General features: G+C 38.6%; 36 protein-coding genes, 1 tRNA gene and 1 pseudogene. 14 read left to right on the forward strand and 24 right to left on the reverse strand.

Going from position 1 to position 24194, the window contains the following annotated elements:
• Positions 1 to 2: 2 nt before the first annotated feature.
• From PWQ49_RS03385 to PWQ49_RS03395, 3 genes are read right to left on the reverse strand one after another with little or no spacing between them, the layout of a single operon-like run.
• Positions 3 to 242, reverse strand: coding sequence for a 4Fe-4S dicluster domain-containing protein (locus tag PWQ49_RS03385; RefSeq protein WP_300607815.1), 240 nt, complete (start codon positions 240 to 242; stop codon positions 3 to 5).
• A 59-nt stretch (positions 243 to 301) separates the two neighbouring features.
• Positions 302 to 1981: an AMP-binding protein gene (locus PWQ49_RS03390; protein WP_300607818.1), complete on the reverse strand. Its 1680-nt coding sequence runs from the start codon at positions 1979 to 1981 to the stop codon at positions 302 to 304.
• A 33-nt stretch (positions 1982 to 2014) separates the two neighbouring features.
• Positions 2015 to 2566 (reverse strand): cupin domain-containing protein, encoded by a 552-nt coding sequence (locus tag PWQ49_RS03395; RefSeq protein ID WP_300607822.1) that lies wholly within the window; start codon positions 2564 to 2566, stop codon positions 2015 to 2017.
• A 362-nt stretch (positions 2567 to 2928) separates the two neighbouring features.
• Here PWQ49_RS03395 and PWQ49_RS03400 point away from each other — a divergent pair, with 362 nt between their 5' ends.
• The 3 genes from PWQ49_RS03400 to PWQ49_RS03410 are packed head-to-tail and all read left to right on the forward strand — an operon-like array spanning position 2929 to position 5623.
• On the forward strand, positions 2929 to 3507 hold the full coding sequence (locus tag PWQ49_RS03400) for a cupin domain-containing protein (RefSeq protein ID WP_300607825.1): 579 nt from the start codon (positions 2929 to 2931) through the stop codon (positions 3505 to 3507).
• 15 nt (positions 3508 to 3522) lie between these two features.
• Positions 3523 to 3939 (forward strand): thioesterase family protein, encoded by a 417-nt coding sequence (locus tag PWQ49_RS03405; protein WP_300607828.1) that lies wholly within the window; start codon positions 3523 to 3525, stop codon positions 3937 to 3939.
• A 22-nt stretch (positions 3940 to 3961) separates the two neighbouring features.
• The gene (locus PWQ49_RS03410; protein WP_300607830.1) at positions 3962 to 5623 is read left to right on the forward strand and encodes an AMP-binding protein; all 1662 of its coding nucleotides are present in this window, start codon (positions 3962 to 3964) and stop codon (positions 5621 to 5623) included.
• Positions 5624 to 5686: 63 nt separating this feature from the next.
• On the opposite strand, the gene PWQ49_RS08280 is transcribed toward PWQ49_RS03410, so the two are convergent.
• From PWQ49_RS08280 to PWQ49_RS08290, 3 genes and pseudogenes are all read right to left on the reverse strand, one after another.
• Positions 5687 to 5950: a hypothetical protein gene (locus PWQ49_RS08280; RefSeq protein WP_363321801.1), complete on the reverse strand. Its 264-nt coding sequence runs from the start codon at positions 5948 to 5950 to the stop codon at positions 5687 to 5689.
• A 22-nt stretch (positions 5951 to 5972) separates the two neighbouring features.
• The gene (locus PWQ49_RS08285; RefSeq protein ID WP_363321802.1) at positions 5973 to 6185 is read right to left on the reverse strand and encodes a hypothetical protein; all 213 of its coding nucleotides are present in this window, start codon (positions 6183 to 6185) and stop codon (positions 5973 to 5975) included.
• Between the two features lie 51 nt (positions 6186 to 6236).
• Positions 6237 to 6410: pseudogene (locus PWQ49_RS08290) on the reverse strand (nicotinate-nucleotide pyrophosphorylase); the annotation flags it as partial.
• 749 nt (positions 6411 to 7159) lie between these two features.
• Here PWQ49_RS08290 and PWQ49_RS03420 point away from each other — a divergent pair.
• The 3 genes from PWQ49_RS03420 to PWQ49_RS03430 all read left to right on the forward strand — a co-directional run bounded on the left by PWQ49_RS03420 (position 7160) and on the right by PWQ49_RS03430 (position 9712).
• On the forward strand, positions 7160 to 7741 hold the full coding sequence (locus PWQ49_RS03420) for a MarR family transcriptional regulator (protein ID WP_300607833.1): 582 nt from the start codon (positions 7160 to 7162) through the stop codon (positions 7739 to 7741).
• Positions 7742 to 7754: 13 nt separating this feature from the next.
• Positions 7755 to 8435 carry a DUF2110 family protein gene (locus PWQ49_RS03425; protein ID WP_300607836.1) on the forward strand — a complete coding sequence of 227 codons (681 nt, stop codon included), beginning with the start codon at positions 7755 to 7757 and terminating at the stop codon, positions 8433 to 8435.
• A 251-nt stretch (positions 8436 to 8686) separates the two neighbouring features.
• Positions 8687 to 9712, forward strand: a complete 1026-nt coding sequence (locus PWQ49_RS03430) for a class I SAM-dependent methyltransferase family protein (RefSeq protein WP_300607839.1) — start codon at positions 8687 to 8689, stop codon at positions 9710 to 9712.
• A 1-nt stretch (position 9713) separates the two neighbouring features.
• Here the strand turns inward: PWQ49_RS03430 and PWQ49_RS03435 are convergent, their stop codons facing one another.
• The 3 genes from PWQ49_RS03435 to mch all read right to left on the reverse strand — a co-directional run bounded on the left by PWQ49_RS03435 (position 9714) and on the right by mch (position 11177).
• A complete protein-coding gene (locus PWQ49_RS03435) occupies positions 9714 to 9869 on the reverse strand; it encodes a DUF2124 family protein (RefSeq protein ID WP_300607842.1) in 156 nt (51 codons plus the stop codon).
• Positions 9853 to 10095: a DUF2124 family protein gene (locus tag PWQ49_RS03440; protein WP_300607845.1), complete on the reverse strand. Its 243-nt coding sequence runs from the start codon at positions 10093 to 10095 to the stop codon at positions 9853 to 9855. Before PWQ49_RS03440 ends, PWQ49_RS03435 begins: the two co-directional genes overlap by 17 nt.
• Before the next feature lie 122 nt (positions 10096 to 10217).
• Positions 10218 to 11177: a methenyltetrahydromethanopterin cyclohydrolase gene (mch, locus tag PWQ49_RS03445; RefSeq protein ID WP_300607848.1), complete on the reverse strand. Its 960-nt coding sequence runs from the start codon at positions 11175 to 11177 to the stop codon at positions 10218 to 10220.
• A gap of 471 nt (positions 11178 to 11648) precedes the next feature.
• On the opposite strand from mch, the gene psmB reads away from it, so the two are divergent.
• Positions 11649 to 12281 (forward strand): archaeal proteasome endopeptidase complex subunit beta, encoded by a 633-nt coding sequence (gene psmB / locus PWQ49_RS03450; RefSeq protein ID WP_300607851.1) that lies wholly within the window; start codon positions 11649 to 11651, stop codon positions 12279 to 12281.
• Between the two features lie 75 nt (positions 12282 to 12356).
• A complete protein-coding gene (locus PWQ49_RS03455) occupies positions 12357 to 14270 on the forward strand; it encodes a beta-CASP ribonuclease aCPSF1 (RefSeq protein ID WP_300607854.1) in 1914 nt (637 codons plus the stop codon).
• Positions 14271 to 14274: 4 nt separating this feature from the next.
• Here PWQ49_RS03455 and PWQ49_RS03460 read toward each other — a convergent pair whose 3' ends face one another.
• Positions 14275 to 14943, reverse strand: a complete 669-nt coding sequence (locus tag PWQ49_RS03460; protein ID WP_300607857.1) for an HAD family phosphatase — start codon at positions 14941 to 14943, stop codon at positions 14275 to 14277.
• An 85-nt stretch (positions 14944 to 15028) separates the two neighbouring features.
• Between PWQ49_RS03460 and PWQ49_RS03465 the strand changes: the two genes are divergently transcribed.
• Both PWQ49_RS03465 and PWQ49_RS03470 read left to right on the forward strand, forming a co-directional pair.
• The gene (locus tag PWQ49_RS03465) at positions 15029 to 15154 is read left to right on the forward strand and encodes a hypothetical protein (protein WP_300607860.1); all 126 of its coding nucleotides are present in this window, start codon (positions 15029 to 15031) and stop codon (positions 15152 to 15154) included.
• A 2-nt stretch (positions 15155 to 15156) separates the two neighbouring features.
• Positions 15157 to 15360, forward strand: a complete 204-nt coding sequence (locus tag PWQ49_RS03470) for a hypothetical protein (RefSeq protein WP_300607863.1) — start codon at positions 15157 to 15159, stop codon at positions 15358 to 15360.
• 284 nt (positions 15361 to 15644) lie between these two features.
• Here the strand turns inward: PWQ49_RS03470 and PWQ49_RS03475 are convergent, their stop codons facing one another.
• The 4 genes from PWQ49_RS03475 to PWQ49_RS03490 are packed head-to-tail and all read right to left on the reverse strand — an operon-like array spanning position 15645 to position 17586.
• Positions 15645 to 16760 carry a DUF2117 domain-containing protein gene (locus tag PWQ49_RS03475; protein WP_300607866.1) on the reverse strand — a complete coding sequence of 372 codons (1116 nt, stop codon included), beginning with the start codon at positions 16758 to 16760 and terminating at the stop codon, positions 15645 to 15647.
• Positions 16761 to 16820: 60 nt separating this feature from the next.
• Positions 16821 to 16970: a hypothetical protein gene (locus PWQ49_RS03480; protein ID WP_300607869.1), complete on the reverse strand. Its 150-nt coding sequence runs from the start codon at positions 16968 to 16970 to the stop codon at positions 16821 to 16823.
• A 54-nt stretch (positions 16971 to 17024) separates the two neighbouring features.
• A complete protein-coding gene (locus PWQ49_RS03485) occupies positions 17025 to 17339 on the reverse strand; it encodes a hypothetical protein (RefSeq protein WP_300607950.1) in 315 nt (104 codons plus the stop codon).
• Positions 17340 to 17376: 37 nt separating this feature from the next.
• Positions 17377 to 17586 carry a hypothetical protein gene (locus PWQ49_RS03490; RefSeq protein ID WP_300607956.1) on the reverse strand — a complete coding sequence of 70 codons (210 nt, stop codon included), beginning with the start codon at positions 17584 to 17586 and terminating at the stop codon, positions 17377 to 17379.
• Here PWQ49_RS03490 and PWQ49_RS03495 point away from each other — a divergent pair.
• On the forward strand, positions 17541 to 17756 hold the full coding sequence (locus PWQ49_RS03495; RefSeq protein WP_300607871.1) for a permease: 216 nt from the start codon (positions 17541 to 17543) through the stop codon (positions 17754 to 17756). The two genes, PWQ49_RS03490 and PWQ49_RS03495, sit on opposite strands and share 46 nt — an antisense overlap.
• A 125-nt stretch (positions 17757 to 17881) precedes the next feature.
• Here PWQ49_RS03495 and PWQ49_RS03500 read toward each other — a convergent pair whose 3' ends face one another.
• The 7 genes from PWQ49_RS03500 to PWQ49_RS03530 all read right to left on the reverse strand — a co-directional run bounded on the left by PWQ49_RS03500 (position 17882) and on the right by PWQ49_RS03530 (position 21413).
• A complete protein-coding gene (locus tag PWQ49_RS03500) occupies positions 17882 to 18835 on the reverse strand; it encodes a bile acid:sodium symporter (RefSeq protein WP_300607874.1) in 954 nt (317 codons plus the stop codon).
• A gap of 66 nt (positions 18836 to 18901) precedes the next feature.
• Positions 18902 to 19246, reverse strand: coding sequence for a TSUP family transporter (locus PWQ49_RS03505; RefSeq protein ID WP_300607877.1), 345 nt, complete (start codon positions 19244 to 19246; stop codon positions 18902 to 18904).
• Between the two features lie 174 nt (positions 19247 to 19420).
• Positions 19421 to 19624 (reverse strand): hypothetical protein, encoded by a 204-nt coding sequence (locus PWQ49_RS03510; protein ID WP_300607880.1) that lies wholly within the window; start codon positions 19622 to 19624, stop codon positions 19421 to 19423.
• Positions 19625 to 19724: 100 nt separating this feature from the next.
• Positions 19725 to 20240 (reverse strand): permease, encoded by a 516-nt coding sequence (locus PWQ49_RS03515; RefSeq protein ID WP_300607883.1) that lies wholly within the window; start codon positions 20238 to 20240, stop codon positions 19725 to 19727.
• A complete protein-coding gene (locus PWQ49_RS03520; protein ID WP_300607886.1) occupies positions 20237 to 20719 on the reverse strand; it encodes a permease in 483 nt (160 codons plus the stop codon). Before PWQ49_RS03520 ends, PWQ49_RS03515 begins: the two co-directional genes overlap by 4 nt.
• A gap of 78 nt (positions 20720 to 20797) precedes the next feature.
• Positions 20798 to 21034 (reverse strand): hypothetical protein, encoded by a 237-nt coding sequence (locus PWQ49_RS03525; protein ID WP_300607889.1) that lies wholly within the window; start codon positions 21032 to 21034, stop codon positions 20798 to 20800.
• Complete coding sequence (locus tag PWQ49_RS03530; RefSeq protein WP_300607892.1) at positions 21021 to 21413, reverse strand: PadR family transcriptional regulator; 393 nt, start codon at positions 21411 to 21413, stop codon at positions 21021 to 21023. The genes PWQ49_RS03525 and PWQ49_RS03530 overlap by 14 nt, the downstream gene beginning before the upstream one ends.
• A gap of 518 nt (positions 21414 to 21931) precedes the next feature.
• Here PWQ49_RS03530 and PWQ49_RS03535 point away from each other — a divergent pair.
• The 3 genes from PWQ49_RS03535 to PWQ49_RS03545 are packed head-to-tail and all read left to right on the forward strand — an operon-like array spanning position 21932 to position 22614.
• The gene (locus tag PWQ49_RS03535) at positions 21932 to 22357 is read left to right on the forward strand and encodes a metalloregulator ArsR/SmtB family transcription factor (protein ID WP_300607895.1); all 426 of its coding nucleotides are present in this window, start codon (positions 21932 to 21934) and stop codon (positions 22355 to 22357) included.
• A complete protein-coding gene (locus PWQ49_RS03540) occupies positions 22332 to 22475 on the forward strand; it encodes a hypothetical protein (RefSeq protein ID WP_300607898.1) in 144 nt (47 codons plus the stop codon). Before PWQ49_RS03535 ends, PWQ49_RS03540 begins: the two co-directional genes overlap by 26 nt.
• The gene (locus tag PWQ49_RS03545; protein ID WP_300607901.1) at positions 22435 to 22614 is read left to right on the forward strand and encodes a DUF169 domain-containing protein; all 180 of its coding nucleotides are present in this window, start codon (positions 22435 to 22437) and stop codon (positions 22612 to 22614) included. The genes PWQ49_RS03540 and PWQ49_RS03545 overlap by 41 nt, the downstream gene beginning before the upstream one ends.
• A 701-nt stretch (positions 22615 to 23315) precedes the next feature.
• On the opposite strand, the gene PWQ49_RS03550 is transcribed toward PWQ49_RS03545, so the two are convergent.
• From PWQ49_RS03550 to PWQ49_RS03560, 3 genes are all read right to left on the reverse strand, one after another.
• Positions 23316 to 23388: transfer RNA gene (locus tag PWQ49_RS03550), tRNA-Gln, on the reverse strand.
• Between the two features lie 52 nt (positions 23389 to 23440).
• On the reverse strand, positions 23441 to 23842 hold the full coding sequence (locus PWQ49_RS03555; protein WP_300607904.1) for a hypothetical protein: 402 nt from the start codon (positions 23840 to 23842) through the stop codon (positions 23441 to 23443).
• Between the two features lie 9 nt (positions 23843 to 23851).
• Positions 23852 to 24172 carry a DUF2551 domain-containing protein gene (locus tag PWQ49_RS03560; protein ID WP_300607953.1) on the reverse strand — a complete coding sequence of 107 codons (321 nt, stop codon included), beginning with the start codon at positions 24170 to 24172 and terminating at the stop codon, positions 23852 to 23854.
• Positions 24173 to 24194 lie beyond the last annotated feature (22 nt).

The raw sequence follows: 24194 nt of genomic DNA on the forward strand, positions 1-24194 counted from the left end.
TTTTAGCACCTCTTTTTGATGGGGATGTGTACCTCTATTGCAAGAGGTTCCGGGCATGTGTAATAACAATTGGCACATCCGGTACAACCCTCTCCCTTATATTGAGCATAATGGTAGCCTCTTCTGTTTAGCTCTTCACTCATGATTAGCACATTTTTCGGGCAGGCAGCAATGCATCTGCCACAGCCTTTGCATTCAAGAACATTAATTAAAGGATAAGGTTCCGCTTTTTGTTCCTTCATGAAATCAACTCATAATTTATGATGCTTTTTCATTGACGAAAAAGGAAAGTACCTATAAATCAGTTTTCTTCCCCTTTACTATCATGCTCTCTAATTTCCACTCTGCGTATTTTTCCGCTTATAGTTTTAGGAAGTTCTGGAACAAATTCTATAATTCGTGGATATTTATATGGAGCTGTAATCTTCTTTACATGATCCTGCAATTCTTTCTTGAGTTTTTCGCTTGCTTTATATTCCTTCGTAAGGACAATAGTTGCCTTTACGACCTGACCTCTCACAGGATGAGGGGCTCCGGTGATGGCACATTCTAAAACCGCTGGATGCTGCATTAATGCACTTTCAACTTCAAATGGGCCGATTTTGTATCCGGAACTTTTGATAATGTCATCTCCCCTTCCTACAAACCAGAAATATCCATCTTCATCTTTCCACGCTAGATCTCCGGTGTGGTAATAACCATCGTGCCAGACCTTTTTGGTTCTTTCAGGATCACCCCGGTACCCAGTAAATAAACCAAGGGGCTTACCTTTGGATATGTCAATTACTATTTCTCCTTCTTCCCCGACATCCGCAATTTTTCCGTCAGAACGCATCAATTCAATTTTGTATATTGGGGAGGGTTTTCCCATAGAGCCGGGTTTTGGTTTCATCCATGGATAGGTTGCAATCGCCACTACGGTTTCTGTCTGACCATATCCTTCCATCAGTTTAAGTCCGGTATATTCCAGGAATCTTTCATATACTTCAGGGTTTAGTGGTTCGCCGGCAACCACAGAGTAATTTAGATTGCTGAAATTATACTGGCTCATGTCTTCTTTGATAAGGAAACGATAGACGGTGGGTGGTGCACAAAAACTGTTTACTTTATAGTGGCTTGCTTTTTCCAGCATGTTTTTAGCATCAAAACGTTCATAATCATAAGCAAAAACTGCCGATCCGCAAATCCACTGACCGTAGATTTTTCCCCACGCACATTTTGCCCAGCCGGAATCAGCAACAGTGAGATGCAAACCGTTATCCATTACGTTTTGCCAATATCCAGCTGTGACTATATGCGCCAATGGATAGGTAAAATCGTGTTGAACCATTTTTGGGAAACCGGTAGTGCCGGAAGAAAAATACATGAGAGATATATCTTCATTTTGTGTCATCTCATCTCCTTCCGGACGTACAAAGCCATCAGGAGATTTTGCAAGTTCCTCGGTAAAGTTTATCCAGCCCGGGCGATCATGATCGATTACAAACTTAGTTTTGAGTATATCTTTGAAGTCTTCATGTGCTTCATCGATGTAGTCCAGCAAACCTTCGTCAGAAGCACTGACTATCATTTTTACTTTTGCTTTTTCAATACGGTATCTAAGATCCCGCGTTGTTAACATATGTGATCCCGGAAGGGCAATGGCTCCAATCCTGTGTAACCCCAGTATGCTTATCCAAAACTCATACCGACCTTTAAGGATTAGTTTTACCACATCACCTTTTTTGATACCATATTTGCTGAAAAGATTAGCAGCTTTTTCACTGTAATATTTCAGGTCAGCAAATGTGAAAATCTTCTCTTCACCATTGTCATTGCACCAGACAAGAGCCTTCTTATTTGGTTGCTTTTTAGCATAGATGTCTACGACATCATAAGCAAAATTAAAGTTTTCAGGGATATGGATCTTGAAATTTTGGTAAAAATCATCGTATGATTCAAATTCAGTTTTTGGTACAAAATTACTAATAAGCGATGTCATTTTTAAACCCTTTCTCTTTTGTTTTTCAAAATTTTAGAAGATTATGGCAAGGAATCTGACAGGTTTATTACCAATAACCTGCATTGAATGACTGTAACTAGAATCGAAATATATAGAATCTCCCTCGTGGAGAATAATCTCATTATCATGAATGATAACCTTTAAGGTTCCTTCAAGAACATAATCAAATTCTTGACCTGGGTGGGAATTGGGAGTGGTTTGTTCGCCTGATTGAGGTTCAACTGTAACCAGAAAAGGTTCTGCTTTTTTATGAATAAAATTTGGTGCAAGTGCTTCATATTTATATTGTCTCCTTCGTTCCACATTTACTCCTTCTCCCTTACGTGTGATAGCAAAAATATCCATCCTCGGATCTTCGCCGGTAAGAAGCACTGTCATATCAACTTTAAGTTGATGTGCAATTTCAAAAAGTATGCTTACAGGGAGATCAAGTTCCCCTGATTCATATTTGCGATAATCTTCTACAGATATATCGAGAAACGAAGCCATCTCTTCTTGACTAGTTCCAGATAATTCACGTAATTCTTTAATACGTAAAGCAATTTCTTTTATTTTTTCCTGCATTTTCAGCCCTGCCTCATTGAATTTCAAGCTCTTGTCATTTTTAGTAATTTTATTACCTATATTAAGTATGTGAGATACATGTCAGTCCGCTTCATGGTAACTTATAACATAAATGAATTCATACTTCATAAATTTAACAAAAATGTATGTTTAAGATTTATGAAAAGATCAGGCTTCCTGTATCTCTAATCAGCAGATAGATCCTTGTTGGTAGTTAGATTACCTTCCATTTTAATTTGTTTTGTATTTAATAAATGCAAAAAATATAATAATAATCTTAAAATGTGGTTTGATTTTAAATCGGAAAGCTTTTTTAATATTAATTAAAAGCAAGTTTGACAATGTCAACAAGAGGATAAGATATGGTAGAAAAAAACATGTTGGGGAACAAGATACGCCAGCTACGTGAGATGCACCAAATGTCTGTGGAAGAACTGGCAAATAATAGCAATACAAACCCTGAATTGATAAAGCAGTTAGAGGATGGAGCTCTTGTACCTTCACTTGCACCATTAATGCAGATAGCAAGGGCATTGGGTGTACGTCTGGGAACATTCCTTGATGATATACCACATGCAGATCCTGTGATTGTAAGAGATGGAAGTTCAAACAAAATAGTACGTTTCTCTGGAAACTGTGACACGTCTGAGAAAAGTGTCCTTGAATTCTTCTCGCTTGCTGCTAACAAAGCCGATCGGCACATGGAGCCCTTCATAATAGATGTACATTCTCAGAAATCATGCAAATCAAAACCATCATCTCATGAAGGTGAAGAGTTCATTTATGTGCTCAGTGGCAGCATAGAGGTTCTTTATGGAAAGGACAGCTTCGAATTATCAACTAACGACAGCATATATTACAACTCCATAGTTCCGCATCATGTACATGCATGTGGTTGTGAGGATGCAAGGATTTTGGCAGTTGTATATACACCTTACTGAAAAAAGAAGATCAACATGTTCAAAACAACTGTTACTCCCAGATTTGGCGATATTGACGGACTAAAACATGCTAACAATATTGCCATTGCGATATGGTTTGAACAGTCACGGAATCCCATATTCAGATTGTTTACTCCTGACCTTGATTTAAGCTATGAAAAATGGAAACTAATCATGGCAAGGACCCAGTATGATTATTTGTGTGAAATGATCTATGGATCGGATGTCACAATTATAAGTTATGTATCTAAAATAGGAAAATCTTCCTTCACAGTTACGCAGGAAGCATGGCAAGACGATAAAATCTGTGCAATCGGCAGGTCCGTGCTAGTTCATTATGATTTTATCAACAAGAGGTCTATGCCAATACCCGATGATATAAGGAAAGCATTAGAAGAGCATTTTCAGGAAGATACTCAAATTTACAAATGATGTTGTTGGGAGATAATCTATTATGCCATTTACAAATGATACTATTGGCGATTTTTTTGAGAAACAGGTAATGAAAGATCCTGAGCGGGATTTCATTATCTATCCAGATAGGGACCTCAGGTTTACATATAAAGAATTCAATGAACGTGTCAATTTACTGGCAAAGGGTCTACTTGAGATCGGTATTCAAAAAGGCGACCATCTGGGTATCTGGGCAACTAACGTGCCTGACTGGCTAACTTTCATGTTTGCTACCTCAAAGATAGGTGTAGTTTTGGTTACTATCAATACAGCATACAAAATACATGAAGTAGAATATTTGATGAAGCATGCAGATCTGAAATCAATTGCCATAATTGACGGTTTCCGTGATGTAAACTATATTGAAACACTCTATGAACTTGTTCCGGAATTGAAGACTCAGAAACGTGGACACATCAAAAATGACAAATTCCCTCACTTAAAAAGTGTAATTTTTATCGGGCAGGAAAAACACAGGGGCATGTACAATACCAGTGAACTCTTACTACTGGGAAAACATGGAAATGATGAGAATTTAAGAAAAATAATGAAAAGACTTGATGCCCATGATGTGATAAACATGCAATACACATCCGGAACCACAGGGTTTCCTAAAGGTGTAATGCTCACTCACTACAATATTCTTAACAACGCTTACTACATCGGGGAAAGACAGAAATTTACCAAAGAAGACAGGCTTTGTCTTCCTGTACCGCTTTTCCATTGTTTTGGGATAGTTTTGGGTGTTCTTGCAATTCTTACCCATGGTGGGACCTTGGTTATGATTGAACGTTTCGATCCCTTGATGGTGCTTGCTGCGGTACAGAAAGAGAAGTGTACAGCATTATATGGCGTTCCTACAATGTTTATTGCAGAGTTCAATCATCCGATGTTTAATATGTTTGATCTTTCTTCATTGAGGACCGGTATTATGGCAGGATCGCCTTGTCCAATTGAGGCGATGAAACGTATTATAAATGAAATGCATTGTAAAGACATTACTATTGCTTATGGACTTACTGAAGCATCTCCGGTTATAACCCAAACAAGTATCGATGACACAATTGAACGTCGCGTGAGTACGGTGGGTACAGCTATGCCTGAAATAGAAGTAAAGATCGTTGATCCCGATACTGGAAATACCGTTGGTCCTAATGAATCCGGAGAGATTTGCTGCCGTGGCTACAATGTAATGAAAGGTTATTACAAAATGCCTGAAATGACGGCACTGGCAATTGATGAAGAGGGGTGGTTGCATAGCGGAGATCTCGCATCAGTTGATGAGGATGGCTATTACACTATAACCGGACGCATAAAGGACATGATTATCCGTGGCGGTGAGAACATCTATCCAAAGGAGATAGAGGATTTTCTTTTCACCATGCCTGAAGTCAAGAATGTACAGGTTGTGGGTATTCCTGATGAAAAATATGGTGAAATAGTCGGAGCTTTTATAATACCTAACGAAGGTTGCGATATTACCGAAGAGGATGTAAGAGACTATTGTCTATCACGGATTGCACGTTACAAAGTGCCAAAGCATGTATTCTTCCTAGATGAGTTTCCCCTTACTGCCAGCGGGAAAGTGCAGAAGTTCAAACTGAGGGATCTTGCCATTGAGATCTTGGAAAAAAGATCAAAGGAAAAAGACAAGTTGGTTTAAGAACGTCTGAATTTCACTCAGAGTGAGCATGGAATAGATTAATTCCAATGCTCACTAATATTCTTATATCTTACTTATTTTAGTAGTCATGTCAAGAGGCATAGCATAATAAGGTGCCGTAGTCACAATTACATCTACATGAGGAGCATATGCTGCCACATCTTTTGCCTTGATTCCTCCAACTGCAATTTCAAGATATGGGTTAATTTCTTTGAGGCTGGGAACAATCTTCTTTAAACCTTCTGGAGAATAATGATCCAAAAGAAGCAGATCGGCAATTTTTGCATACTTGAAAGCTTCTTCTTCATTTCTTGGTTCAATCTCCACTTTTTTGAGTGCACCGAGTTTATCAAAACACTACATCAAAATGGTTTTGTGTTACCAGTATGGAATCGCTCAGTGAATTACGATGATGTGTTCCTCCTCCGGCTTTCACTGCCTTTAATTCATATTTTCTAAAACCTGGATGTGTTTTTCTGCTTGTTGCAACAAGCACATCAGGATTGGCTGCTTTCGCAGCTTCAACCATTTCCCGAGTCTTCCCTGCAATTGCACAGACCATTGAAAGAAATGTTTGGGATATGCGCCAGAGTTTAAAAAGTGTTTTGAGATCACCAGATGCTGAAAATACTGTGGTGTCCGGTTCAAAGGGAACCCCATTTTCTATGTACGATTTTATCTCAATACCATGGGTTTTGTAAAATTCAGCAAGATCGTCGTTACAGGCAGCTACACCATTTTCTCTCGAGATGATACTGAGTGTTCCTTGACCGTTGATTCCAAGCAGTTCAGTTGTTTAATCACCATAAGGACAATCTTCCATAAGATAATACTCAAAATGATTAATCATCAAATCACCTTTTTAGAAATTCCTTTTCGTTTATATTTACAAATCCAATGTTTGCATGCTGCATCCTTTGAAGGGTAGTTGGTAAATAGCATCTTATGACGTAATCGTCCAGTTCTATTTTTCGATGTTAAGTCACAAATTCCAATCATCAATGATTATATAAGTATCATTAAATATTTTGTTGAGAGATATCAAATGCACCTCTAATAATCTTCAAAGTAATCCAGCATGCCGCTTCTTGGACATTCATGTTACGCATGATTATGCATAATACTTATGGTTTTTTTATTGATAAATAGTGGAAATATTCTTTTCCCTTAGTTCAAGTTAACCGTCTATTATTTTTATAATAAAAAAATCTCATGTGTACGTTCCATAAACACGAAAGGATGATTGTGTTTTGTTCCAGATTAAAACTCTAAAACTCCTTTAAATCTCTTATTTAATGACAAAAATAGTATGGAAAAACTCTCTGTGCAAGAAGATATTGATATCAATAAAGAAGTAAAATTAAAAGTATGGATACACGCAATCCTGACAGATCTATCAAGATTCCATGCTTAGCTTGGGTGAGGATTTATACAAAGCCATAACTTATAACCAGACAAATTTCGACAAATATATATTAAATAATATCATGGGTTATCCCCCTAATAAAGACTTGTTATTTTTCAGGTGAGTGGCTAATGAGCAAACAGAATACGGACAATATCTTTTTACAGGGGAAACCCACCCTTGCAATACTGGCAATCTGGTCTCACAAGAGAACATATGCATCAATAGTTGCCAAGGAGATTAACTCTACTTTTGCCCATACAACAAAGATATTATCCAAGATGGAGGAACTTGGACTTGTCCGATTTACGGTAGATGGAAGAATAAAATACGTTGAGCTTACAAAGTATGGTTTGGAAGTGGTTGATGCATTAAAACAACTGATTATTTCCCTTAAGGACACCCTTCCACAGGAATACCTTACAGCTATTCAAGCAGAAGAAAATACTGCAAAATATAGTCTCAATGAGGAATCAAAAAGAATTCTTGGAAAAATCCGGGAACTTCGTACAAAGATAGATAGGAACTACGCTGAGCTTGTCAGGACAAATGCTGATGATGAAAAAATAAAAAGGAAACTTGGTCCTTTCAGCAGGGAAGTGGCACTCGTTGGGAACATGATAGAAAATTCAGAAGAACCTATTCATGACGAAGTATTGATAGCTTATAGCGATACTGCAAATGTTTTCAATTCTATAATCAAGAGAGATTGATGAGGCTGCTAATATGGAAAAAGCCTGTCTTAGTATTTTTGTTTATACAAATTTTCAACAATCACTGATTTCTGCTAAAAGGTTTTTATCAGCAGAGCTTGAAGATCTGGAAGCAAGTTTGGAGGTAGATGTTGATAAAAGCGGATGGTTAGAAGTTCGGATTGACGGGGAAGATGCAAAATTTGCACTTAATTTCCTGAAAACAAAATATGGTTCTCCTGCAAAAAAAGCTGAAGCCGGAATTGTTTATAATGGATACATAAAGTCCGTTGAAGAAGACAAAATTCTTGTAGATATCGGAAAGATAATGAGTATCCCTAGAAAGAATCTCAAAAATTTAGGGACAGGAAATGCAAAACAGGTCGCAACTCGATTCGGCCTTATACCATATTTTCCTGTAAAAGTCCAGCTCGCAAAAGAAGGCAATATTCTGGAATTTGCAGCTGAAACCGTTGATATGTTGTGGAAATGGAAAAAGTCACCAATGGATAGGGTAGTAATCAATTCTTCCACCCGTTCAAAAATTAAGGCTGCAATCAAGAAAACAGGTCATGGAAGAGATATCCTGGGTGTTGAGAAACTTGGGCTTTTTGAAAATGTTGTTGTTTGCAAAGAAGGAACAGACGGACCCGGAATTGTTGCTGAAATCGGCCCGCTCCTGAATTCAGATATGGGTGTAATAAGAGGGACTTAAGCGGATCCCTTGAGCAGGCAATGTATTTAGTATATTTGGCTTTTCAATAGAATTTCATCAAATGGTCTGGATTTTGCCTGCAAAAATTCAAGTATTTGATGTTTTACTTCTCCATTTATAGCGATTCATGCACGATTCGTGGCAAAAAAGGGTAGTATGGTTGTATGGTTGCTTGACTTCATGCAGAAAAATAATTGGATAGCAAATCTACAAACCTTTGTCAAGATTTTAATAAATTGCAGGAAAAACCCATGATTCAGATAAAAAATAACAAGGCAATACTTGTCCGCCGTGAAAAAGCAGAAGAAGTACGCATGCATCTGATCCAGAATAATCTGCTCGATAGAAGTCGGAAAATGCGGATTTCTTCGAATCTGAATTTTGTTGAAGTGCCTGTTTTGAGAGAAGTGGATGGCTACGATCTCATTCACCAGAAAAACCCTGAATATTATTTTAAATTCAGAAATCTAAAAGAAAGACTGGAGGAAATAGTAGCTCCGGACCAGCTCAAATATGTGCCTTCCGGATGGCAGGTGATAGGCAAAGTTATTGTCATTACGATTCCTGAGAATATAGCATCCCTTAAACCTGTTATTGGAGAAGAGCTCTTGAAGATGTATCCCTCATGTAGTTGCGTGGTTAACGACAAGGGAATTAAAGGAAAACTACGCCAACCGGCAAGGGAAATTATTGCCGGAGATGTTACAGAGACTGTCCACAGGGAGAATGGTTGTGTCTTTAAACTCGATGTGACAAAGGTCATGTATTCAAAAGGAAATCTTTATGAAAAAAAATACATGCGCAAACTTGGAACAGGTGAAACTATTGTGGACATGTTTGCAGGAATTGGGTATTTTACAATACCCATCGCCGTACATGCAAGACCTGAAAAAATTTATGCAATAGAATTGAATTCTGAATCGTACTCATATCTTCTGGAAAACATCAGGTTAAACAGAGTGGAAGACATTGTAGAACCTATATTGGGTGATTGCATGGAAAAAACACCTAAAGCTGTGGCTGACAGAGTACTGATGGGATATATTGGGAACACACATGAATATTTGGAAACCGCTATTTCTGCGTTAAAAAGAGAAGGCGGAATAATACATTATCATGAATCAGTGCCTGAAAAGATATTTCCTGAAAGACCCATATCCAGAATTATGGAAGCTGCATCAAATAAAGGGAAAATGGTGAAAATTCTTGAATACCGCCGTATAAAGAAATATTCCCCTGGTGTCTGGCATGCAGTCATAGACGCCAGAATAGAATGAATTATTTTTCTTTAAGAGATGCAGATATATTCGCATCAAAAAGATAATCAAATTCAAGTTTTTCTGTCCATTTGCAAACTTCAAACATCGATTGGAAGCAGATCCCGATTAGCAATTTTCTGTCAGAACCTTCAAATATTTTATAGCTTTTTGACATTCCCGACTTCAATTCCGATTTTTGGTATTGAAAGACCGCCTAAAAGTACGACGGTATCAGCATGATAGTCAATAGGCTCACCTATTTGCATTCCGTAATCTGTCGGAATTATGGCTCTTATTCCATCAATATTGTCATTTACGACAAAACCAATTTCTGAAGGGTTATTGCGCATAGCATAAGCTGCAAGCTCAGCAAATGGGGGTGCAAAAACCTGCAGTGCCAACAAAAATTACTTTTTTGGAATCCCGGGTAACACGGGCAATTCCACGAAGCATTCCCCCGATGCCTTCAGAGGTTTCAATAACGTTTATTGCAATCACCTCAAATAAAAGAAAAAGAAGGAGGTCATACCTCCTTAATTCCAAAAGATTCGAGAAGAATTGGTGGATTGATGCGTCCCGAAGTGTATGATTTCTGGGTGGCAACATCGTTAATTGTGATTTTTGCAGGTGCAAACATTCCCGCGTCAACTTTGAAGAAATCAAAGTTAGCTTCCTTAAAGGTTGTAAAGAATGGTTTGCCAAAGTCTTTTGATGTAGTTGAAGGTGCTTTCCTGACAAAATCTTCAAGATCATCCTGTCCATAATCTACGGTATAATAGGTTTCGCCACAGTAGATGACACAGTCATTTGTTGAACCCATGCATTTAGTGTCGTCTCCAACAACAGGTGCTATTGGGGCTACACCAAAACCACTCTTGATGGAATTAATATCAAATCCAATGGATTCAAGCTTGTGAATACCGGTTTCCACTATACGGGCAGAAATCTGCACAGAACCTGCGATTGAGGCTGTTGGCGCAACAGCAATGTAAACATTTTCAGGATCAACGCTGCAGTGTTTTGCAATATATTCAACAACATCCTCATCAGGAAGTGCACTTGATTCCATTACAAGAACAGCGGCTTCGGAATCGTCTTTGTAGCCGATTTCCTCGTAGAGTTCCTTTGGCTTAAGACCAAGAGCACGGGCGGGACCGGAGCCCATTCCGAAATACTTATCTACCGAAATTCTCCACCCGGCATACTGGGAAGCCATACATGCAACAATCGGATGATCGGTTACAACCTGAATAGCAGGAACAGGGAGACCCTCTAGATCAAATTTGGTGTAGGTAATTTCTGCCAGATCTGCAAGACAGAGGCGGGAAAGATACATACCGGCATCATAGCCACCTTCCACATTGACACCACAATCAATTACAGTAGCTCCATTATCAAGCTGCATTGATTCAATCTTAATCTCTTCTTCCCAGTCAAGCATTTCTTCGATTATAGCAAGTCCCTTTTCGTTGACACTGATCATGTAATCACCTTTTTAAAAGATAAAGCAAAAAAGCTATCAGAATATAAATATTTGCCGATATGCTCAATCGATTATAAGTTGCAATAAGAAAAATCCAAATAAGATAGAAATGAACATCCACTTTTCTGGATTATCAAAAGTAATTTACTTATTTATCACAACGCTGCTGAAAAATAAATTCCAGCCCGATAACAGCTGCAATCGACAGAGCAACAGTTGGAAATTCAGGCTTTTCCTCATTACGATAGCTAGATCTAGTGCAGTGTTACGCACGTTCTATGTGGCCTTGTTCTCCTTTTACCTAATAAAGGATTCCTTTTATGTCAATTTTCGAATTAGGATAAATTGTTATTTTCAAAATATCAATACGGAAAAGGTTAAATAACAAAATTAACAATCACATATTGCATTTCTGTGCTAGGCATGGTTTACAGATATCAATTTTTTCGTTTTTTGTCATGAGGAATACTGATGGATAATGATAAACATTTAAAAGGTACAACTACAGTAGGAATTGTTTGCACTGACGGCGTGGTTTTGGCTACTGAAAAAAGAGCAACTATGGGAAATTTCATCGCAAGCAAAACTGCTAAGAAGATCTATCAGATTGATGATCTTATAGGAATGACAACAGCAGGATCAGTGGGTGATGCTCAGCAGCTTGTTCGTCTGATAAGTGTGGAAGCACAATTATACAAAATGAGGCGTCAGGAACCAATGACTATCAAAGGAATTACCACTTTGCTATCCAATATCCTCAGCGGCCAGAGATATTACCCCTTCATGGTACAACTTTTGATTGGAGGAATTGACAAAAACGGACCTGCTATTTATTCTCTTGATGCACTGGGAGGAAATATTGAAGAAACTCAGGCTGTAGCAACAGGTTCCGGTTCACCTATAGCATATGGAGTTCTTGAAGACCGCTATCATGATAATATGACTGTAGATGAAGGAGTGGATCTGGCAATACGTGCCCTTCACAACGCCATGAAAAGAGATTCTGCATCTGGAAACGATATTGATGTTGTAAAAATTACACGTCAGGGATACGAAAAAATCAGTTCTGAAGATGTGAACAAAAAACGTGAGGCATTAAACTAACTTCCTCACATATTTTATTAAGACTTTTTATCGTCAATATTTTTTATCCTGCCATAATAAAGGAAGGCTGTTTTAATGGTTATCGAAGACTTAATCGAGCAATTAAAAACAAAAATCGAAACAAACCTGCCACAGGGCGTTAGTATTTCGGAAGTTGAGTTCGAAGGTCCACAACTCGTTATTTATACGGAAGAACCTCGTAAATTTGCAGATGACGGAAATATAGTAAGAAATCTTGCAAAAATACTGAGAACACGCATTGTTGTAAGACCTGATCCTAAAGTATTGATTCCTCCTGAGGAATCAATTGATCTAATTAAGAAAAATGTCCCTGAAGAATCTGCGATCACCGATTTCCATTTTGATCCGGACGTTGGAGAAGTAATCATTGAAGCAGAAAAACCCGGTCTTGTGATTGGAAAACATGGAGAAACACTTCGGGAAATTACAAAACAGGTTGGTTGGACACCAAAAGTTGTCCGTACACCCCCCATTAAATCCAGAACTGTAAACAATATCCGGGAGTTTATGAAGAAAAACCACAAAGAAAGAAAGGAAATCCTGAAAACCATTGGAAGAAATATCCATAGGGAGTCAACTTCCAAAGACCAGTGGGTAAGGCTTACTTCATTGGGAGGGTGCAGAGAAGTAGGAAGAAGTTGTTTTGTTCTCTCAACGCCGGAGTCTAAAGTAATGATCGATTGTGGTGTCAATGTGGGTTCTGACGAGAATATGACTCCGTATCTATATGTTCCTGAATTACAGCCTTTCAAACAGCTTGATGCTATTATAGTTACCCATGCACATCTTGATCATCAAGGTCTTGTACCACTTCTTTACAAATATGGTTATGAAGGACCCATTTACTGCACACCACCAACCAGAGACATGATGGTGCTGCTCCAGCTTGATTATATTGATGTTGCAGCAAAGGATGGAAAACGCATTCCTTATGATTCCGCAGATGTAAGGAACGCCCTTAAACATACCATTGTAATGGACTATGAAGAAGTTACTGACATAGCTCCTGACATCAAATTGACTTTCCATAATGCAGGACACATCATTGGATCTTCAATTTCACATTTTCACATTGGTGACGGATTGCATAATGTGGTCATAACCGGTGATTTCAAGTACGGTCCGACACGACTTTTCAATCCAGCAGTGAATAAATTCCCAAGGGTTGAAACTGTAATCACCGAATCAACTTACGGAGCTTCAAATGCTCTTCAGCCTCCTCTCAAAGATGCTGAAAGACACTTACAACAAGTGATTAGGGACACCATTCAGCAGGAAGGAGTAGTCGTTATTCCTGCTTTTGCAGTTGGAAGAAGTCAGGAAGTAATGATTGTTATTGAAGAAGCCATACGCAAGGGTATTATTGATGAAATCCCCGTATACCTTGATGGAATGATCTGGGAAGCGACAGCAATTCATGCTACATATCCAGAATACCTGAACAATGACTTAAGGAAACTTATTTTCCAGAAAGGACAAAACCCGTTCCTTGCTGAATGTTTCAAACCCGTAGATTCTAATGAACTGCGGCAAAAAATCATTAATGAACCTCATCCATGTGTTATTCTTGCTACCTCAGGTATGATGAATGGAGGACCAGTAATTGAATACTTCAAGGCATTTGCGCCAAGTGAAAAAAATACACTGATTTTTGTGGGATATCAAGCAGACGGGACTCTTGGAAGACGTATCCAGAAAGGCTGGAAAGAAATTCCTCTTTCTTCTGGAAGAGGTGGAACCGAAACAATTGAAATGAACATGAATGTCGAAGTAATAGATGGATTCTCAGGTCACTCAGACAGAAGACAGCTCATGGAATATTTCAAGAAAATGCGTCCTCAGCCAGAACGTATTTTCACAGAGCATGGAGATGAAAGATCATGTGTTGATCTTGCAAGTTCCCTCTACAGAAAAAGAAAAGTTGAAACCCGTGCATTAACAAATCTTGAAACAGTCAGATTAGTTTGATTCATTAAAGCAGGCTATAGAGATATTGAAGTAATTCCCTGTGGTCTGCAACAATGATATCCGCATTTTTCAGCTTATTTGAATCTACATATGTTGGGACTGCAATACAGAATAATCCGGCATTTTTTGCAGCTTCGACACCTAATGGTGCGTTTTCAACAACTACACATTTGTCCGGTGATATGTCCAGCATTTCCATTGCTTTTAAGTATGGATCCGGGGCGGGTTTACCACTCAATATATCTGAGCCGGAAACAATCGCATCAAATATCCCCTGATAAAACTTAGAAACTAGTTCATCCACAATTTGCCTGTTAGATCCTGAAACTAAAGCAAGATTGTATTTAGAATGAAGTGACTTTAAACATTCCTGCATACCATCAAATGCTTTCGATCTGCCAAGTTCAAAAAAAAGTTCACGCTTCCTGTCCGCAATTGAATTAATTAGAGTTTCAGATGGTTTTTTTCCATTTATTTCAAAAATCCTATTGACTATCCCAATATGGTTTGAACCTTCTATCCCGTAAATTTGGTCAGCAGTTATGTTGACATCAACTTCTGCAAATGCCCTGATCCAAGCTTCTGCATGATAGGGCATAGAGTCCACTAATACTCCATCAAAATCGAAGATTATGGATTCAATATTTTGAGGTAACAAATCACGTAAGGACATGGCAGAGATGATGCAGTCCTTGTTATTAAACGTTTCTCGAAAGGATTATAATCCTACAGAATCAATATTGATGTGGTGATTTTGTATGTCAAAATTCAACAAAAGAGATACTGAGAGAAAAGGTATGAAGAAGACAGAGGGACTGGAAGAAAAACTGATTCAGGAAAATCTTGATGATCTGGCATCCGAAAGCACCGAACTTCTAGAATGAATATGAAAATTAAAATTGAGGAATTACCTGGAAACAAAATTAGTGAACTTGAGATTTCTGAAGGGAGTACCTATGAAGAGGTACTCCTAAATCTAAGAATTAACTCGGAAACTGTGCTAGTATTAAAGGACGGTCAATGCGTTCCTCTTGACGGAGTTGTTCTGCCAGGCAAAATAAAAATTTTGCATGTGGCCTTGGGGGGATAACTTCTCCTTTGAAAGGGATTTTGATTTTTCAATAATTCTCACTAGTGCTTCGCTTTTCTCACGAACACACTGTTCAAAATGAGCAACAATCTCAATGACAGGAGTTGAAAGGCTTCTACATCTTAGTAGGTCTGCATTTTTATTACTTATCTTGTTGTGTATTCAATCAAGTGATTTTTGCTCAATGCATGCATGTCACTGACTTCTGGCTGCCTTAATCCTGTATTCCCCTTATTAATATAAAGAAAAGATGCTTCATACACGTGTTTTATTAACTAAGCAAATTAGAAATAGATCGTGTATTCCATTAAATTTCCTGCCATATCAAGAATTTGCCTCTCAAGAAAGGTAAGTGACGGAAAGTTTCCGATTTCTTTTTTTCCAAATATATTTGTAAAAATAAGCTTTCCAAAACGATCATCATTTCCACTTTTTAAGCGAAAAATTGTAGATCTGCAAGGTATTCGACAAAATGCCATAACATCATCACGATCCCCATCGGTTATTCCGATTACAGGAATGCCAAATCCGGAAAGAATTTCTGAAGCAACAAATGTTGTATCATCTCCCACAGTAATAACTGCATCATAGCCTTCAAAAACTCGATCAAAGATGCTTTCTGAATCGTGATCTATTATAAGGACAGAATATTCTCCCTTGTCTTTTTTATTCAGAAAATCCCCACATCTGCAAAGCATGCCGGATGTCGAGCACCGCAAGGGACCACTTTTTACCCATACGTTTTGAATATCGAGCGGAAGGAGAAGATCGTAGCTATGAAGTTTTTCAATACCATGTTTACGAACCTTTGCACCGATGATATCAACAATAAACCCTTTTTCAAATATGATCGTAACTTCATCGGAAAATGCCTTTCCAACAACAATTCCGTTGACCATTATAAGTTCACCAGTAACCACACTTTCAACTTTCCGACAGATCCTGCCTCTATCCTGAAAAATGTTGGAATATTTTCCCAAACTATTCTCTTCAACAGGCAATTGAAGTAACACTGATATTTGTTTGAGAAAACTTTTCCCAACTATTCCCCATGAAATTATTTTGCCATCATCCAAGCCAGGTCTTTCTATCTGGATAAAAGGCAAGGAAATTTTTGAAGAAACAATACGTCCAAAAGAGAGTCCACTTTCAAGACTTTTCCCTGTATTCAGCAAAAGAACATATTGACAGGTTAGTGCAAGTTTTTCTATTGCTTTACTTGGTTTTAGCCTCTGGCTGATGTCAACATCTTTAAGGGATGCTTCCCTTACAGCCACACGCCCCATGGTTCCCACTGCAATTGCAGAAACCTCATGTTTGGAACGAAGCAAAGAAAGAATTGATCCGGCCTTACCGCTATCAACAACCTCCGGGCCATGGATAATAACTCCAACCTTCATTATTATAGTTTGAGAAAACATCCTATTTATAGATTAAGAGAAGGTCAGTTTCGGTTGTTTTCAATTTTGTGTTATTCTTGACATACTAGTTATTGCTCTAGAAGTAGCTAGGTCTGGTAAGTTCACATTGTTCATCAGGACGTTTTCAATTATTTTGTCTATGCCCCCTATCATTTCTATCTCTTTGGATACCTGCTCTGGTATTTTCATGTATAGCCGCCTCTTAATACTCATTTTAAGCTTTTCTTACTAAAAAGTAATGAGTTATTTGAATTCAATACTGATGCTACCTGATTTCTTTGCTAAGGACTCAGATAAAATTCCCATTTCAAACCTGCATACGTGTAATATGCCACATGGTACAAGACAGTTAGATGAACATTGCGCTTCCTGAGCTTTTGTCAACACATAATTATCCTTGATGTCAAGCGTCTGATCCATGGGTATTTCCATATGTGACATTTTCTTGATTTTCTCACAATCAGTTTCGATGTCTATGATAATGTTTTTTCCTTTCCTTTTTCCACTTACCTTATGCACAAATCCGCAAATAGTGGAATTGATTGTAACTTCGCTTATGTACTTCGTCTCCGGTTTTGTTAATCACTACTAATGATTAATTGAGGTTTATAATATAAAGAGTTATTTCAATCATTTTTGAAACATAAAGTCTTAAATATGATGTTTTCAATATATTTGAAATACATGACTCAAGATTATCTGTTCCATCTAATAAATGTCGGATTGCAATCTGTCCAAGAATATCTGGCGTTGCACGTATTGCTTTGCCTGGTTCCGGCCTTTTTCCTGGCTGGTGCCATTGCATCACTCTTCTCTAAGGAATCAGTGCTGAAATACTTCGGTGCTGACACTCCAAAATACATCTCTTATTCCGTTGCTGCGGTTTCGGGTTGTCTGCTTGCTGTATGTAGTTGTACCGTACTTCCACTGTTTGCCGGTATTATGTTAGATACGTACACACTATCAGTGGTTTGATTTTGATCTCATTCTTTTTGTGTTTAAAAGAGGACAAACAAGAAGTCTATATAGTTGAAAATCCAGAAATGGAGTTTCAACTATATAGATGCCTTAGTATCTCAACAGACCTTATCCTCACAACCTCACCATTTTCTGATCCACAACAATGTATGGGATACGATGCCAAGTACAGGTAACTCTATCAAAGGCCCTATTACAAGTGCTAATGCGATAAGTGGCTCTTCTGGAAAAGCTGTAAGTGCGATTGCAAGCACTATCGGGGAATTACGTGCAAGTGTTGTGAGGTTTAAGCTGACTGTATCCTGATATGAAAATCCAAGATATCTTCCAACGATTTGTCCGACAATGAAGACAATAACAAAAAACAGCAAGACCGGAGTTATGAGTTTTAGAAGTATCAGAGGATTTTGGACAAGTTGCTCACCCTGGGATGCGAACATGGATATAATTGCAAGATTTAGAAATAAGAACTGAACATGATCAAGTTTGGGAAAGATTTTTTCCTGAAGCCAGTATTCTCCTTTTATTGATGGAACGGCGGCCTTTGTGACAAGGGAGCCAACAAAGGGTATTAACAAGACGAGGATGACACTCTGCATAAGCAAGGTCGGGTCAATAGTTGCAATTGTCCCTGCAAATATCAAAAGGTACACTGGTAACAAAACCAGCTGAAGAATCAGATTCATGGGGAGAATGGACGCTGACAGGGGTACGTTACCCCGAGCAATTCCTGTGAAGAGCAAATACCAGTCCGTGCAGGGAGTAACCATGAGCATGATAAAGCCTATCCACAATGCCGGAGTATCCCTTAAGAACAAGAATCCCAGAGAAAAGGCCAGCAATGGATTGAACATAAAATTGATGCCTGCGCTTATACCTGCGAATTTCCAGTTCTTAAAAGAATTTCTCAATTGTTTGAGAGGAACCTGTAAAAAAATCCCAAGCAACATCACCATAAGAAAAGGAACGATAAAAAGGGCAGCATAGTTTCGGGCAAGCATACTTTGGCCAAAGATAAGGCCCAAAGCCACCGACATCAATATAAAGACGGACTGGTATTTTTCTATGGGATCCATAAATGGCCTCTGGTTATCGGATTCGCACTGTTAACATTTCATTACTCAATATTTATTCCTTTTCCCTTATCCAAACAAAAGCATCTGTAACCCAATTATACATAACAATCCCCCAACAAACTTGTTGAATTTATCTCTTGGAATCTTTTCTGCCATTCTCATTCCAGTCCACGTTCCAAGAACCATAGAAAAACCCATAAGCAAACCAATCGACAGAGCTGACAACCCTATACCCAGATACATTTGGTACACAATGGTTTTGGTAACATGCATCGCTATTGCAGTTGTTGCCTCACTTGCTATGTAAGAGACCGGGGGCAGATTCAAAGATAAGAACAACGCTGCACCTATTGGTCCTGCACTACCGACAAGTCCTGAAACGAAACCTGTTATTTCGCCACCCAGAATCATTGTACTATCGGGGGATCGAACTTCAATATCTTAAAATATTTCAATATCACAAACAGGATAATTGCAAGTCCTATTAGACGGGATATTATTTCTTTTGGCACCTCTACAAATAAATATGCTCCTAAAACACTCATTGGCACAGCGCCGGATATGAACAATAGAACAGGTTTCCATTTAATTTGCTTGAACCAAAAAAACTCTTGACAGGTTCCTGATCAACTGTGCAATTGTCAGAACAGAAACTGCCATCGTTGTTCCTATAGTTTTTGTCAATAGCGGCAATAATAACAATGCTCCGCCAAATCCTGCCGCGCCTGATATTGCAGCAGCTGCAAAACCACCAACGAATAGCACTAAAAGAACAATCGGTTCAAACACTGAAATAACCTCTTTGATCAATTGAACAGACGGTCATTTAAAATCAACCTTCTTTTAATGTCCTGTACTACTCTTTTCCTCAGATACTTCCTCAGTGGCCCTACCCATGGACCCATTCGATGATAATTCCCATGAGGCCAACGAATATAATTGTCAGTATCAATCTTGCCACCATGAACTCCGGTCCAAGGAATTGCAGCTCCACAAGTTCCTGGGGCATCTTGATGCATGCCCACGCTGATAGAAAAACGACAATATTTGATATTCGGGCACCTTTGCTAAGCATTGCAGAGGCCATGGGAAAGGCGACGTAGAGGGGACCAGTAGGGAGGGAACCAAAAAACAGGGCTGTAAAGAAACCCCGCATTCCGGAACTTTGTCCAAGGTGCTTGACAACCGCTTTGTCGGAAACAAAGACTGAGAACAGCCCCATGATCACCATCACAGCCGGCAATATAAGCATCATCTCAAGCAAGTAACTGGCAAAAACCGCGGTAACCGGGTCTCGTTTTTCGGGGTATGCAGAAAGCAAGGCAAATGTCAGCACCAATAAGACCAGCAGAGCTATCACATCAAAAGGGATTCTTACTTTTTGATTTTCATTTTCCTGTTTCACAGTATCATTCCCATGATCAAAGCTATCATTATGGCAATGCAAAAACTGATCCCGTTCCTTAGAAGCGCCATCTTTCTGCCCATTTCCCTTATTTCAAGAGGTAGTGTGACCATGCCTACCATGGTGAGTGTTGTGATGAATACAGCGGCAATAGTCACAGTGGCTCCTGCATCAAGCAGTGATGCTGTTAAGGGAAAGGATATCAGGGCAGGGATATGCAGGAAGGAACCTATAACTGCTACCATCATGACAGCATTGATACCGGACTGCTCGCCTATGAGCATTGATATCCGTGCAGGAGGTATCAATCCAAGCAACAATCCTATGAATACTATTATAGCCAGGATTGTCGGCATTATATGTATGAATGAGTTAGCGGTTTTGATGAGTGCCTCCTTTGTCCTCTCTCTGTCATGATGGTATGCATAGACCAGGCTTATGAGTGCGAAAGCATTGATGAATAAGGAGGTATCGATCATTAGATCACATTTTTGATATCTGTATGCCAAGTATCGTCGCACCTTCTTCACTTTTCATTGAAAGGGTCGCAGGTCCTGTTACAAGGCACTCCCCTCACAAAGGGAATTTCTGACGCCATCTACGGATACTTCTGCACTGCCCGCAACCACATAGAAAACAACATTTGATGCCATCTTACATGGCGGAATCTCATCTTGGGGAGAGAGGCCTATCCTTCTTACCTTAAACTCATCTGCCTGGTATAGCAGATCCGAGTTTGTTCCCACTGCAGGCTGCATTCCTTTGATTTCATCTGTTACATCAAATATTTTCACAGTCATCACCTCTGAATTCCTGTTCATAGAATAAAAGAATCTTTTCCATCATCCTTTTCCGTTCCATAAGCATCTCAAGCCACTCCTTGAGATGCTTCCTTCCATCCCCGGTAACTTTATACATGCGCTTGTCAGGGCCTGTATCACTTCTTTCCCAGAAGGATTCTAGCAGTCCCTCTTTTTCCATCCTGCGCAGGGTTGTATACATGGTGCCTGATTTGATGATGTGCCTACCTTCACTTAATTCCTCTATAGCTTTTACAATACCATAGCCATGAAGTGATTCCTGGCATACTACCCGAAGGATAAGGAACTGGATCCATCTTCTTTCAGGATAATTGAGTTTGTTTTTACAGTTGTGTCCACTAGTTTCACACATCTTTTTACTATATAACAATGTTATCTATATGTCGTTTATGGTGCTATACTCTGGCATTCCACAACCTTTCCTGTAGTAATCAACTGTTGAATGGCAAAACTACAATGAAAGTGCATGGTCATCTCTTCGAAGAGAAGAATGCACAGATAAACTGCTGCAATTAAGAGGAGGGGCAAAGTTTGCTGTTTTTTTTTTCGGTGAGAAAACATCTGATAAACTATGCAGCATCTGCTCCGGTAGCGGTGTCAGATGTTGGAAAATGACAATCCTGACTGAGTGTGACTTTAGAATACAAATATACGTTTTGTCTCATCCATAATATTCATTGCCATCCTTTCAGATCGATACCATAAGACTGATTGCAGCAAGCTGAATCTTATGTTGTAATTGAAATGAGAATTGGACTGCAGCATGAATATAGTAATTCTTCAAGCAACCCTATTTGATATCACTTTCCATGCTCATTCTGAGCACATAAAAGTATTAATATATATGCATGCATATATTTGAATATACGCATGTACCCACTAGAATTAACAAATCCAAAAAGAACAGGCAAATGGGAAGACTTCTTTAAAGTCCTCTCTGATGAGACCCGATTGAGAATCCTCATGCTTTTGAATCAAAGAGAACTTTGCGTGTGTGAGATATGCCAGATACTGGACCTGCCCCAGCCCAAAGTCTCCCGTCATCTTGCTAAAATGAGAGACCTTGATCTTGTAAGAGGCAAGAAAGAAGATCAATGGGTTTTTTACTATCTGAAAATCACAGATCCACTGTTCAGGGGGATAATCCAGCAGATGGCTGAAAATAGCCAACATCATGCTCTTGTTTGCAAAGATATGGAGCAGCTTGCTGAAAAAGAGAATTCAGAAACAATGTGTGCACGAATTAAAGATAAAATAGGAGAGAATTTTAATGGCAAAATTTGCAAAGGAACTTAAAGATATATTGAATCTTCAAAGAGCGCCGGTAGGAGTTAAATTCCTGAAAGCCGAAGAAGAGGTGGATTTTACAGGTTATGATGGCGCAACAAAATCCAGATATTGCTGGCCCTTATGAGGGCTGGACAGGGAAAAAAGTGTTGATAACTGCTGAGAACATATCCTGTCCTGCCTCTGCGGCTGCCTTTGGCCTGAAACCCCTGCCAGAAATGCTCGCTCCCGGAAAGATGCTGTTCAATATGGGTTTGTTTGATTAATCTTGACAGGTATGTCAAGGTTATATTTGTTATTCAAATGAGGATTTCTACAGAGCCGGAAAAAGTACTATTATATTTTTGAAACACTCACTATACGACTGTTATAATAATAGGTTACACATAACAAACAAAAGGTCTTCTTATGGATACAAAAAAGAATAACGGACTTATATTAATGGCCGGAGCGCTTATAAATGTTATTTTTTATTCTGCCTATTGGTTGTACGAATACTTGAAGATAAATCCAAGTATAGATGAATTTGTTGCCGAGCCGGAGCTGAATTTCTTTATTATTGTTATTGGATCAATTATAATCTGGATTCCTATAATTTATTATACAACCCCAAAGGAATAAAAAATGTTGATATATTATCTTGATATATCAACTATTCTCATAAAACTTTTTAAATATTTTTCAGACATAATATTTTGATGTAAAGGATATCGTATAAGTGACGATACATAATAATAAATATATAATACAATATATATTAGATTCATACAAATTATGTAATAAATTATTATTACTACTCCAATATGATCATCGTAACAGAGGGAATAATTTCTAAATTAATTAGAGGCTAATTTGTGAAAAATCTAGTAGTACAAAGAGAGTTAAGGCTATTTCAAAAATAAAATTTATACAAGTAATACTCCCCTAATTCCAAGAGTTACTAAGTACTTTTATTAATAAAATAAAGTAGCCCGGCACGGATTCGAACCGAGGTTGCAGGATCCAGAGTCCCGCATGATTGACCACTACACTACCGGGCTGCAATGAAAACGTACTCTACATTGAATAATTTGTATATAAAATTATCGCCAATTAGTCATCTTCTGAGTCCTGATTCAATACTGCAGTAAGCCACCAATTGGCCATATCTATGAGATCCTTGCTAAATTGACCTGATAAACGATATTCACCCTTCTTATTTGTAATAAGCCCGGCACCAAGGAGTTTGTTGCGCATTGCATAAAACGAGGAGCGGCCTACGCCCAGTTCGTCCATCAATACCTTCCATTCACTAGTCTTAAGAGGATTACCACTGCGCTGCCTCTTCTCAACAATCTCAAGAAATTTTTGGCCTCTTGTAGCTGTAGCATCCTCTTGAAAGATACGCCTCATCAAGCTATAATATGGATCCCTAGATCGAGTTATTCGTGAACTGGAGTCTGAGCGCACTACTATTGTAGTAGACGTTCGAGGAGCATCTTTTACAGCCACCATACAAAATTCTCAGGAAGATGCGGGTTTTTTTGATGCTAATACATTTTGAATTAAGTCAACATATTCTTCCTTAAGAGAATATACGGTGGGAGTCTTGTAAGATTCCTTATGAGAGCGAAGGATTCCAAGCCTCGAGTGAATATAACCCACCATCGATGCTACAACACTACGAGAGACGTCGAAATCTTTACTGATGGCCATGTGGAGCTCATCAACCGTAGATCGCTTTAAATTTAAAATTAGAGATAAAACACGTCTTCGCAGACCACTAACATCAAACTCGACAAATTTTTTAAGCCGCGCTTTTATCTTTGTCCTGATTGATGTCATTGAAGTGCTCATGGAATTGTTC

This window comes from Methanohalophilus sp., assembly GCF_030156785.1.
In the GTDB taxonomy this organism is placed as follows: Archaea; Halobacteriota; Methanosarcinia; order Methanosarcinales; family Methanosarcinaceae; genus Methanohalophilus.